Below are 14,316 nucleotides of genomic sequence, written 5' to 3'. Positions count from 1 at the left end.
GTTTGATAAAAATTCACCTATTTCCATAAAACCTGTTACTTAAAAACTCATGATATTGTCCGTATCATTATCATCCAGGAATCTATCCAGTTCCTGATAATTTATCTCGGCCCCTAAACCGTAGTCGGCGGGCGTAAATACTATTTTCGATTTAGCTTGTTCCAAACAGTGATCAATTAATTGTGACAGGCAGGTTATATAGTTTAGCGACAAATCATTAATTGTTTTTTCAATATAATGCTTGTTACTAAAACTCCAGTTTACTATCAATTCTCCGGCAATAATATAGCTATTTATTGTGATTTTAACCGGCGAAAACTGCATTTTGTTTACAGCTTCACCATTATTTTCATTAGCATAGTTAAACCAATTGCCCGCAGTTACAGCCTGATCAAACTGCCCCAGGTAATTAAACATGATATCCCATGGATCATTTCCCTGTAAACCATCCGCCTTATTGATATATTTTAATACTCCAAAACCGAGACCTTTATCGGCTACTTTTCTTAAATCTTCCTTAACTTCTTTTATAAGCTTATCCGCATCTGCTTCGGCCCTGAGTTTCACCGGGTAGAGGCTGGTAAACCAACCCATGGTGCGGCTGATATCAACTTCATCAGTTATCGGCTCACGACCATGGCCTTCAAGCCCTATCACTACCTCTTGTTTTTCGACCCAACCACATAAGGTGTTAGCCAAAGCGGCCAATAACAGATCGTTTATTTCCGTGTGATAAACTTTAGGTACTTCGCGCAGCAACTGAGCAGTATATCCCGCGCTAAGTTTTACACGGATATTAGTCATATCGCTCATTTTCGCTTTACCGTTAAATGCTGTATCCACCGGTAATGCGTTATAGCTAAGGATGATCTGCTCCCAATATTTTTCCTGCGCCAGCAGCCTTTTGCTTTCGCCATATTGGGTTAAAGCCTGATGCCATTGCCTGTATGAGCTTCCTTTGGCACCTAAATTAGGTTCTTCACCAGCGGCAATATTATCGAGCAGCGTATTCAGATCATTTAAAATGATCCTCAATGATACGCCATCGACAGCCAAATGATGCACAACAATGGAAAGGCGATTTGCAGTTTCGCTATCTGGCGTTTTCATCAAAACCACACTGATCAGCCTTCCTTCGGTAATTGACAAGCTACGCTGATATTCGTTAGTGGATGCACTTATGCCTGCATGTAAATCCTGTACGTTGGTCAAATCTTCAACCAAGACTTCGACCCGGGCAGTACCATAGTGTTGCTTCCAGATGCCACTAAGATTGGTGTATTTGAATGTTAGAGCATCATGATATGAAACTAAAACATCAAAACACTTTTGCAGGGTAGCTGCGCTGATATTTTTATCAATAGCTAATAAAACTGCCTGGTTATAATGCGAGATCTCTGTTTCGTTTCTGTCGAGGTACCACTGCTGAACAGGTACTAAGCCTGCTTCACCACTTAGAACCCCTTGCTCGGTTTGGATTTTATTACCCCCGTTTTTCTGTACGGCTTCGGCCAGACGTGCTATTACCTGGTGGTAAAAGATATCTTTGGGCTGAATTTCTATCCCGTATTTACGTGCCCTGCTTACTACCTGGATTGTTAAGATGGAATCTCCGCCGAGCTCAAAGAAATTATCATAAATCCCTATACGATCCAAATTCAGGAGTTCCTGCCAGATCTGTATCAGTTGCTCTTCAGTTTGATTACGCGGCGAAACATAGGTATCCGATATCACTCCGCTTATCTCCGCTTCGGGTAACGCCTTCTTATCTATTTTGCCACTTACAGTTAAAGGTAAGCTTTCCATCCTTACCCAAAGTCGCGGCACCATATATTCAGGTAAGCGCTCCTGCAGATATTGCTGCAATTGCTGCTTATTGTAGGCGTTTTCATTCATCACCACGTAAGCGGTAAGGCGTTTAGCACCCTGATTATCGGGCCGGGCAAGCACTACAGCCTGGGTTACTTCAGGATTTTGCAACAACACATTTTCAATCTCACCCGGCTCTATCCTGTAACCACGGACCTTTACCTGGTCGTCTGCGCGCCCCAGGTATTCCAGGTTTCCATCAGCCAGCCAGCGTGCAGTATCACCCGTACGGTAAAGACGACCGCTTTTATTGATTGGATCTTTAATAAACTTCTGAGCTGTTAAATCAGCATTGTTCAGGTAACCTCGTGCCACACCTTCCCCCCCAATGTAAAGTTCTCCCTTTACTCCTATGGGTTGCTGATCACCCTGCTCATTTAAAATATACAGTGTTGTATTTGAGATGGGTTTACCGATAGGGATGCCTGAAGGAATAGTTTCAAGATTATCTGATAAGTTGAAACTATAAACGCTGCAGCCCACTGTAGCTTCCGTCGGGCCGTATTCGTTGATGACTTCAGTATTACATCCACCAGTATGGTATCCATCAAAATGGTTAAGCCGAAGGGCTTCACCTCCAATTACCAATCTGTCGGCAAGGTTGTTTCTGTCTTGTATAGATGTGGCTTCCTTTAACAAGCTGATATGGGCCGGAGTTATTTTTATAAATTCATAAGGCGCATATTTTAACAGGTTAGCATCTTCAAATACGTTGTCATATTTTGTACTTGCTATTATTATCGACCTGCCACTAATCAATGGCATAAATAAACCTGTAACCGAGGCATCAAACGTGTAAGAGAGATGTATAAACGTACCAGATTGATTGTTGCTGCCGCTGATATACTGTGTTTTATTATTTACGAGATAATTGATCAGGTTACCATGCTCAACCATTACCCCTTTTGGCTTACCGGTTGAGCCTGAAGTATATATAACGTAAGCCAGTTGGTTTGGATCAATAGTGATGTTTAAGTTATCACCGCTTTGGTTTGCTATCTCCTGGTTATTGTTCAATTCAACAACTTGAATATTTGAATGCCTCAGATTTGCTTTACCTGTACTGCTGCTCAGCACAATACCGGCTTTGGTATCATTTAATATAAAGCCAATCCGATCTTTTGGGTATTCAATATCAACAGGAACATAAGCTGCGCCTGCTTTCAGGATACCCAGAATACCTGCAATCATTGCCGTGCCGCGCTCTATACAAATCGCTACTAAGCTTTCTTTTTTTATTCCTTGCTCTTTTAGATAGTTTGCAATTTTATTTGACTGCTCATTAAGCGCTTGATAGCTTACTGTTTCACCCTCAAATACCAATGCTGTCGCATCTGGTGTTGCTTTTGCCTGTGCCTCGAAAAGGCTGATAATATTCTCAGTTTTCGGATATTCCGCTGTTGTTTCGTTAAACGTGCTTAGCTCTTCTTCTTCTGTTTTGCTTAGCAATTGCAGTTTATTGATCCTTGTTGCAGGTTCTTTAGTTACCGATGCGATCAACTCTGCATAATGGTCAGCCATCCTCGCAATAGTTTCAGCCTCATAAAGGTCGGTATTGTATTCTACTACAAACCTGATCCCGTCTTTGGTTTCTTCTGCATTATAGCTCAGGTCGTATTTGCTTGCCTGGTCGCCGGCCCTTTCTCCTGTGATTTTGATGTCGCCAAGTTCAAGCGTTGGGATCACTGCGGTATTCTGCAGCACAAACATTACCTGGAACAGCGGGCTCCTGCTCAGATCCCTTTCTATGACTACCGCTTCTACTACTTTTTCAAACGGCACGTCCTGGTGACCGTAAGCTTCCAGCGTGGTTTGCTTTACTTTGGATAGCAGCTTTGTAAATGCTTCTTCGCCATTCAGGTTTGTTCTGAGCGCCAGTGTGTTTACAAAAAAGCCGATCAGTTCTGCTATTTCCTCCCTATCGCGGTTAGCTACCGGGGTGCCTACGCAAATATCTTCCTGGCCGCTGTAACGGTACAGCAATACTTTGAACACCGACAGCAAAGTCATGTAAAGCGTTGCGCCCTGTTCAAGGCTTAGCTTTTGCAGTTTTTCTGCTACTTCTTTGTTTATTGTAAATTCATATACTGAACCCTTGCTGCTTTGTACTGCAGGGCGCATATGATCAGTTGGCAGTTCAAGTGTGGTTGTGCCTGTTAATTTTTCTTCCCAGTAGTTCAGTTTGCTCTGCAGTTTTGCTGCATCCAGATACTCCCTTTGCCAGATCGCATAATCCGCATATTGGATCGCAGGGGTTTTTAATGTTGAAGTTTGGTTACTGCTAAAGCTGCTGTAAAGGCTGCTGAACTCCGATACCAGCACAGGCATCGACCAGCCGTCGGCTGCAATATGGTGCAACACCAGTAACAGCACGTATTCGGTTGCTCCTGTTGCGATCAGCTCCGCACGCAGCATATCGTCCTGCGACAGATCGAATGGCTTTGATACCTCTTTGCTGATGTATGATTTTAGATCCGCCTGATTGCTTGACTGGCTTTGTTTTAATGTCCAGTCGCTTGCTTTAATATACTGGTAACCCAGACCTTCATGCTCCCTGATCACTGTACGCAGCACTTCGTGGCGGTCTACAATTGCCTTAAGTGCGTTTTTAAGAGCTACAATATTTACTTCGCCCTCCAATTTCAATACAGCAGGGATATGATATTGTACACTGCCTTCTAACCTGTCGATAAACCACAACCTCTCCTGGCTGTAGGACAGTGGGATATATTCAGGCCTTGGGTTGATGCTTTTTATCGTGCTGTCTGCTGTTTCCAAGCCCTCGCCTTCCAGTTGTTTAGCCAGATCTGCGATAACCGGGTACATAAACAAATCGCGGATCTTTAACTCCTTGTTTAGCTCCTTTCTTACCTGCGAGATCACACGCATGGCAAGCAGCGAATGACCACCCAATTCAAAGAAATTATCTTTTGTGCCAACCTTTTCTACGCCAAGCAGCTCTTCCCAGATTTTGGCCAGTTGTTTCTCTGTGGTTGTCTGCGGCGCAGTATAGCTTTCTTCATGGCTTGTTTCCGCTTCAGGCAATGCCCTTTTATCTGTTTTGCCGTTTGGCGTTAACGGCAGGCTGTCCAGTCTTACCCATAACCGCGGCACCATATATTCCGGCAGCCGTTCGCCCAGGTAATTTTGCAACTCCTGTTTATCGTAAGCGGTTTCGTCCATGACCACATAGGCAGTCAGGCGTTTGGTGCCCTGCTTATCGGCCCTCGCCAATACTACCGCTTGTTTTATATTTTCATGTTGCAGCAATACCTGTTCTATTTCACCAGGTTCAATTCGGTAACCACGGATCTTTACCTGGTCGTCTATCCTACCCAGGTATTCAATGTTGCCATCTGCAAGCCATCTGCCCTGATCGCCTGTTCTGTACAACCTTGCATTGGGACCTTCGCTGTACGGGTCAGTGATAAATTTTTCTTTCGTTAGTTCCGGCTGGTTCAGATAACCTCTTGCTACCTGTACACCGCCGATACAGATCTCTCCCAGCACGCCTACCGGGCTCAATTCGCCGGATTGGTTGCGGATCCTGATTTTTGTATTAGACACCGGTTTGCCGATTAGCGCGGCTTTGTTGATGTCACCTATAGTATAATAGGTTGCGCATACCGTTCCCTCCGTTGGACCATAGCTGTTAACCACAGTTACCGTTGGGTAAAGGTTATCGATAAAGCCCGGCTGCAGCAGTTCACCTCCGCTGATGATATAACGCAGGCTTTTGGTATTTATATTGTTATTACCTGCTTCTTTGTTTAGGTAGGCTATAACTGTTGGGGTCGCACTTAATATGGTTATCGACTCCTTTGAAATCAAGCGTATGATATCATCCACATCTTTACCGCCCTCTTTCACCATCACAACTTTTGCACCGCTGATCAGTGCTGGATAAACTTCCTCGCACATCGTATCAAATGACACGGATGATTGTTGTAGAACTGTATCTGCTGCTGTGATCCCGAAGTAGTTCGCAAAACCTAAAGTGTAGTTGATGATGTTTTGGTGCTCCACCATTACCCCTTTGGGTTTGCCGGTTGAACCTGAAGTGTACATGATGTACGCCAACTGGTTTGGACCAATGGTAATGCTTAAGTTATCGCTGCTTTGGTTTGCTATTTCCTCGTTATTATCTAATTCGATAACATTGGCTTTTTCGAGATTGGCTTTGCCTGTACTGCTGCTCAGTACTATTGTAGCCTTTGTATCTTCCAGGATATAACTGATCCGATCTCTTGGGTATTCAATATCAACAGGTACATAAGCTGCGCCTGCTTTCAGGACACCCAGGATACCGGCTATCATTGCCGTACACCTTTCTATACATATCGCTATAGGTGTTTCTTTCGTTACACCTTGTTCTTGCAGGTAGTGTGCTATCTTGTTTGCTTGCTCGTTCAGCGCGTTGTAGCTTACTGTTTCACCCTCAAATACCAGTGCCGTAGCAGTGGGTGTAGCTTTTGCCTGTGCCTCGAAAAGGCTGATAATATTCTCTTCTTTTGGATACTCAGCTGTCGTTTCGTTAAACGTGCTTAGCTCCTCTTCTTCAGTTTTGCTTAGCAATTGCAGTTTATTGATCCTTGTTGCAGGTTCTTTAGTTACCGATGCGATCAACTCTGCATAATGGTCAGCCATCCTCGCAATAGTTTCAGCCTCATAAAGGTCGGTATTGTATTCTACTACAAACCTGATCCCGTCTTTGGTTTCTTCTGCATTATAGCTCAGGTCGTATTTGCTTGCCTGGTCGCCGGCCCTTTCTCCTGTGATTTTGATGTCGCCAAGTTCAAGCGTTGGGATCACCGCGGTATTCTGCAGCACAAACATTACCTGGAACAGCGGGCTCCTGCTCAGATCCCTTTCTATGACTACCGCTTCCACTACTTTTTCAAACGGCACGTCCTGGTGACCGTAAGCTTCCAGCGTGGTTTGCTTTACTTTGGATAGCAGCTTTGTAAATGCTTCTTCGCCATTCAGGTTTGTTCTGAGCGCCAGTGTGTTTACAAAAAAGCCGATCAGTTCTGCTATTTCCTCCCTATCGCGGTTAGCTACCGGGGTGCCTACGCAAATATCTTCCTGGCCGCTGTAACGGTACAGCAATACTTTGAACACCGACAGCAAAGTCATGTAAAGCGTTGCGCCCTGTTCAAGGCTTAGTTTTTGCAGTTTTTCTGCTACTTCTTTGTTTATTGTAAATTCATATACTGAACCCTTGCTGCTTTGTACTGCAGGGCGCATATGATCAGTTGGCAGTTCAAGTGTGGTTGTGCCTGTTAATTTTTCTTCCCAGTAGTTCAGTTTGCTCTGCAGTTTTGCTGCATCCAGATACTCCCTTTGCCAGATCGCATAATCCGCATATTGGATCGCAGGGGTTTTTAATGTTGAAGTTTGGTTACTGCTAAAGCTGCTGTAAAGGCTGCTGAACTCCGATACCAGCACAGGCATCGACCAGCCGTCGGCTGCAATATGGTGCAACACTAATAGCAGTACATATTCGCTTGCTCCCGTTGCTATCAGTTCTGCACGCAGCATATCGTCCTGCGACAGATCGAATGGCTTTGATACCTCTTTGCTGATGTATGATTTTAGATCCGCCTGATTGCTTGACTGGCTTTGTTTTAATGTCCAGTCGCTTGCTTTAATATACTGGTAACCCAGACCTTCATGCTCCCTGATCACTGTACGCAGCACTTCGTGGCGTTCTACAATTGCCTTCAGTGCGTTTTCAAGAGCTACAATATTTACTTCGCCATCCAATTTCAATACAGCAGGAATATGATATTGTACACTCCCTTCCAGCCTGTTGATAAACCACAACCGTTCCTGGCTGTAGGACAATGGGATATATTCAGGCCTTGGGTTGATGCTTTTTATCGTGCTGTCTGCTGCTTGCGAGTCCTCGCCTTCCAGTTGTTTAGCCAGATCTGCGATTACCGGGTACATAAACAAATCGCGGATCTTTAACTCTTTGTTTAACTCCTTTCTTACCTGCGAGATCACACGCATCGCAAGCAGCGAATGACCACCCAGTTCAAAGAAATTATCTTTTGTACCTACCTTTTCTACACCAAGCAGCTCTTCCCATATTTTGGCCAGTTGCTTTTCTGTTGCTGTTTGCGGTGCGGTATAGCTTTCTTCGTGGCTTGTTTCCACTTCAGGCAGTGCCTTTTTATCCGTTTTGCCATTTGGTGTTAACGGTAAACTTTGTAAGTTTACCCAAAGCCTTGGCACCATATATTCAGGTAGCCGTTCGCCCAGGTAATTTTGCAACTCCTGTTTATCGTAGGCGGTTTCGTCCATGACCACATAGGCAGTCAGGCGTTTTGTACCTTGTTTATCTGCTTTGGCCAGTGCTACTGCCTGCCTTACATTTTCATGTTGCAGCAATACCTGTTCGATTTCACCAGGTTCAATCCGGTAACCACGGATCTTTACCTGGTCATCTATCCTGCCCAAGTATTCAATGTTGCCATCTGCAAGCCATCTGCCCTGATCGCCGGTACGGTAAAGTTTAGCGTTGGGTTCTTCACTATATGCGTCTGCGATGAACTTTTCTTTCGTCAGTTCCGGCTGGTTCAGATATCCTCTTGCTACCTGTACACCGCCGATACAGATCTCTCCTGGTACGCCTAAGGGGCTCAATTCGCCGGAGGCGCTTCTGATATAGATCTGCGTGTTGGATACTGGCGCGCCGATAGGCGGCAAAACTGAAATGGTTGAACTATCAACAGTAAAACTGCTTACCACATGTGCCTCTGTAGGCCCATACTGATTGATCACTTTGATATCGGCACTGCGGATCAAGGTCCTTACTTCATCTGTGATCTTCAATTGTTCACCGGCAACGATGATCTCCTCTACCAAAAGTGAAATTTTCGGATCAGAAATGATCTGCTCTGCTAAATTTTGCAACACAACCACCGGGAAAAATAAGTGCGTCAGTTCATATTTAACGATATGATCAATTAAGGCATTCATATCACGGCGGGTATCGCCATCGATAAGACACAGTGTATTTCCGAAGCAAAGTGTTGAAAAGATCTCCTGGAAGCTTACATCAAACGTGTAAGCAGCAAATTGTAAAACCCTGCGGTTTTTATTTTTAAACTGCGTTTCCTGCCAGTTTAATAAGTTAAACATAGCCCGCTCCGGCATCATTACGCCTTTTGGCTTGCCTGTTGAGCCCGAAGTATAAAGGATATAGATCAACTGCTCAGCGTCGATATTTATATCAAGGCTGGCTTTACTTTCATTAGCAATATCCTGTTCCTGTTTTCCATCTATTTCAATCACCAGGGTAACCGAACTCAAGATCCGTTTGCTGCTTTGTATACTGCTCACCAACACCAATGCACCGGTATCGGCTACCATATAATCAATCCTTTCCTGCGGAAAATCAGGATCAACAGGCACATAAACGCCGCCGGCTTTCAGAATACCGAGAATAGAAATGATCATTCCCAAACCCCGTTCTATACAAACAGGCACCAAAGTTTCATTGGTTACACCCTGCTTTTGCAGGTATCTTGCCAACTGATTTGAGCGTTCATTTAAAACCCTATAGCTTAATTCTTCGTTTTCAAAAACCAAGGCTATTGCATCAGGATTTTTTGTAACCTGTTCTTCAAACAGGCTGATAACGTTTCCTTCTCCTGTGTAATCAGCTCTTGTAGCGTTAAATATTTCAAGCTGTTTACTTTCAGCCTCGCCAATCATATTTAAACGGCTAACCAATTCATTCGGAGTATCAACTACAGCATTCAGCAATTGGCTATAATGACCCGCCATACCGTTAATGGTTAGCTCATTATAAAGATCAGTATTGTACTCCAACCCGGCACGTAAGCCATTTTCTGATTCAATTACAAATAGCGTAATATCAAACTTAGCTGTTTGATGCGCATCCTGAGTTTGCTGAAGGGTCAAATCGCCAAGCTGCAATTCGGGGATGCGGGCAGTGTTCTGCAATACAAACATTACCTGGAACAGCGGGCTCCGGCTCAAATCCCGCTCTTTAACAACAGCTTCTACTACTTTTTCAAACGGCACATCCTGGTGCTCATAAGCTTCGAGCATGGTTTGTTTTACCTGTGCCAAAAGTGCTGTAAATGACATTTCTGCACCCAGATGGCTCCGGATAGCTAAGGTATTTACAAAGAAACCTATCAAATCAGCTATTTCAGGCTGATTACGATTTGCTATCGGGCTGCCTACGCAAAGGTCTTCCTGCCCGCTGTAACGGTATAATAAAACATTAAAGGCAGATAGCAGCGTCATGTAAAGCGATACGCCGTTTTGCACACTCAGCGCGTGCAATCCTTTAGTAACATCTTCGCTTATCGCAAATTCATACAATGCACCGTTAGTGCTTTGTTCTGCCGGGCGCTGACGGTCGGCCGGTAATTGCAGGGTAATAACACCGGCTAATTTCCGTTGCCAGTAGGCCAACTTTGTAGTTAGCAGGTCGCCTTGTAAATTTGTTCTTTGCCAGATAGCATAATCAGGATACTGTACTGCCAATACGGGCAACACCGGCTCCCTGTTAGTCGAAAAAGCATTATATAACTCAAGCCATTCTTTTACCAATATTGCCGATGAAGAGCCATCTGAAGCAATATGATGCATGGTTAAAACAAGAGTGGATTCGTTTTCATTAACTTTTATCAGTTCGGCGCGCAGCATGTCATCTTTCGATAAATCAAATGGCTGTGCTACCTGTAACCTGATATATTGCTCAAGCGCTAAATGCTGATCCTCGTATTCTTTTGCGTCAGTTTGTTTTAACTCCCAGGTGTTTGCAAGTTTTACATGCTGATATCCTTGTCCATCCTGTTCAAAGATCACCGTACGCAATATTTCATGACGGTTCACAATTGCCCGAAACGTATTTTGCAGGGCATCGATATTTAATGTACCTGATAAATTAAATACAGCAGGTACATGATATTGTACACTGCCCGACATCCGGTCAATAAACCATAAACGTTCCTGGCTGTATGACAGCGGGATAAGTTCAGGACGAGGCCCTGCGATGATGCCCGCTGATATATTTTGTTCCGCACGACCTAAGCGTGAAGACAACGAACCGATTGTTGGATAATCGAATACTTCGCCAATAGAAAGGTCTTGTTCAAAGGCTTTTCTAACTTCAGAAATCAACTTTACCGCCAATAATGAATGGCCGCCGAGTTCAAAGAAGTTGTCGTTGATGCCTATTTCCTCTATCTCCAGGATATTTTGCCAGATCTCAGAAAGCTTGCTTTCAACTTTATTACGGGGAGCTGTAAATTCCTTACCAGATGCCTGTACTTCAGGATGCGGCAGGGCCTTACGATCTATCTTACCATTAGCCGTTAATGGGATTGCCGAAAGCTGGATAAGATGCGAAGGCAGCATGTAATCGGGCAAATGTTCCTTCAGATAGATATTCAGGTCAACCGGATCAAATTTTGCCGATGGCACAATATAGGCTACCAGTTGCTTGTTGCCCAGTTTATCATCAATGGCTATTACCGCGGCCTGATTTACATGCTTACTGTGCTCAAGCACGAGGGCAATTTCGCCCGGCTCTACCCTGTAGCCCCTTATTTTTACCTGATCATCCATGCGGCCCAGGTATTCGATATTACCATCAGCCCGCATAACTACGCGGTCGCCGGTACGGTAGATCCGTGATCCCTCCCTGCGATACGGATCGGCAATAAACTTCTCATTGGTTAATTTAGGTAAGCGATGATACCCCTGAGCAAGGCCGCGGCCACCTATGTAAAGTTCGCCGGGGATACCTATGGGGCAGCGTTCCATTTCTTTACCCAAAACGTAAACGATTGTGTTTGAAAACGGGCGACCAACAGGAACACGGGCACCCTCAATCAATTTATCGGTTGCCTCATATAATAACTTACCGATAGTGGTTTCAGTAGGGCCGTAATGGTTAATAACCCTGCAAGCGCTGTAACGTGCAATACGGGTTACGGTTTCTTTAGGCAAGGCTTCGCCGCCAAAGATGAGCAGCTTTGCCGGTAGTAATGGTACATCTGTATCAGGAGAAAGCGCTTTCCAGTGCGATGGTACAATTTTAATGCAATCAATCTGGTGCTGACCAAAATAGTTGTGGATCTGGTGTACATTGCTTACCGTTTCTTTAGAGAAAACATGCAGTGTACCACCGTAAGCCAGCGAACTGAATAATACAGTATTGCCAAGGTCTGTTGCGATGGTCGACATCAGGCCGAAGGTTTCGCATTCGCTGATACCGGTGCGCTCATTTAAACCATATACGTAATCTAACAAACTATCATGGTCTATCAGCACGCCTTTAGGTTTACCGGTTGAGCCAGATGTGTAAATTACGTATGCCAAATGACTGGACGACGGGAATAATTCAGGGTCGTTTTCCGGTTCGAGGGAAAGTTCCCAATCCATGTTATCCAATTCCAGCACCTTTTGGTATTCGGTAATAGCCAAAGCGCGGTCGGCAAACTTGCTGCTGCTCACAATAACTCCAGCCCGAGTGTCATCCAGTATATGTTTTACACGATCCGATGGAAAATCAGTATCAATTGGTACATATGCGCCTCCCGATTTAAGAATTCCCAAAATAGCTACGATCATATCCATGCCACGTTCCATGTAAACAGGCACCAGTACATCTGCTTTTACACCGTAACGTTGCAAATGATGTGCAAGCCGGTTAGAGCGTACATGTAACTCACGATACGTTAAAGACTTTCCTTCAAATGTAACTGCCTTTAAATCAGGATTTTGCAATGCCTGCGCCAAAAACAGTTCAATTATAGTTTCGTTTGCGATATATGCGCAGTGGCTGCGTTCGTTTTTTACAAGCCAGAGCTCTTCCTTACGATTCAAGAGCCTTAATTTACCAACCTTCATATCAGGGTTTGATACGATGGAGATCAGTAAAGTTTCAAAATGCCTGACCATGCGCCTGATACGCGCAGTGTTATACAAATCGGTATTGTATTGTACCGCCCATTTTAAGCCGTATTTTGTTTCCGTTACAAAAAAGGTAAGATCAAACTTTACTGTTTTATGCTCTATTCCGTATCCGGACAACTCCAGGTTGCCAAGGGTTATAGCCGGAATTTCAGGAGTGTTACCCAAAACAAGCATTACCTGAAACAGCGGACTAACGCCAGCTTCCCGTTCTTTTACAGTTGCTTCAACAACCCGCTCAAAGGGTACATCCTGGTGGGTAAAAGCGTCAAGTACAGTTTGCTTTACCTGTGCAAGTAACTGGTTAAATGTAGCCTGGCCGCTTACCTGGTCACGAAGCGCAAGGGTATTTACAAAAAAGCCAATCAAGTGTTCCAGCTCTTGCTGCGGCCTTCCGGCTATTGATGTACCAACACAAATATCCTCCTGGTCACTGTACCTGTGAAGCAATACCTTGAAAGCGGTGAGCAGGGTCATATATAATGTTGCTCCGTTTCGCTGGCTTAATTTATGTAATGCTGATGTGAGATCATTGCCAATGTTGAACGTTAATGTTGAACCGTTAACAACAGCACCTGATGACCTGATACTATCTGCCGGTAACTGTAGTTGCTGAACATCTGCAAGTTTTTGCTTCCAATATTCCAGTTTGCTTTCCAGTTGCTGTTCGTGCAAAGGGTTTCGTTGCCATAGCGCAAAGTCGGCAAATTGCAGAGGTAATGCAGGCAACTCAAGTATTTCATTTTTTGAATATGCCTTGTACAAAGCGGCAATTTCCTGTACCAGGATGGGCATTGACCATGCGTCCCCCGCAATGTGGTGCATGGTGATCACCAATATATGTGTTCCATTTTCAAGCCAGATCACATCGGCACGAAGCATATCATCAGCGGCAAGGTCAAAAGGCTTTTCAATAAGTGAACTAATTCGCTCTTTCAATTCTTCGGTACCGTTCAGATAAGTACCCGAAAGGTCACAGCCTAAATGCCAACCGTCCACAGCTTTTATTTCCTGGTAAGCAACCCCTTCTTTTTCCCGGATCACAGTGCGAAGCACCTCATGACGGTTAACGATGGTTTTAAAAGTATTTTCCAGTGCATTGATATCCAGGCTCCCATTTAATAAAAGCACTTCGGATAAATGATATTGCAAACTGCCCTGCAAACGGTCAATAAACCATAAACGCTCCTGGCTAAATGATACCGGGATATTTGTAACGATGTTTCTGTCGAAAGATGTTATTTTACCAGACCCTTCAATGTTTGTTTTTGCATTCCAACTATCCTGCTTTAAAAAAGCAATGATCGCCTCTTTATTCTCCCTGATTTCGTCGATAAGCAACGGATCGACAGTTGCATTTTCAGGAACCTGAAGTTGCAGACGATCTCCGTTCAATATGATTTTTACATCATTTTGTTCGGCCAGGTATAAAATATCAATAGCTTTAGTAAACAGTTCTTTCATGTACTACTTTTTTGAAAA

1 protein-coding gene is annotated in these 14,316 nt (G+C 44.2%); it reads right to left on the bottom strand.

Annotated features, from left to right (window positions below; translation table 11 throughout):
- Window positions 1-39 precede the first annotated feature (39 nt).
- Window positions 40-14,298: a non-ribosomal peptide synthetase gene (locus MTO98_RS12485; RefSeq protein ID WP_243486986.1), complete on the bottom strand. Its 14,259-nt coding sequence runs from the start codon at window positions 14,296-14,298 to the stop codon at window positions 40-42.
- Between the last annotated feature and the right edge of the window lie 18 nt (window positions 14,299-14,316).

Source organism: Mucilaginibacter sp. SMC90 (assembly GCF_022811725.1).
GTDB lineage: Bacteria > Bacteroidota > Bacteroidia > Sphingobacteriales > Sphingobacteriaceae > Mucilaginibacter.
Note: the sequence above shows the minus strand (reverse complement) of the source record. Positions and strands in the feature narration are given on the sequence as shown.

Excerpts from the sequence above, each read along its gene's own strand:
- MTO98_RS12485 (WP_243486986.1), bottom strand. The coding sequence starts at position 14,298 with ATGAAAGAACTGTTTACTAAAGCTATTGATATTTTATACCTGGCCGAA.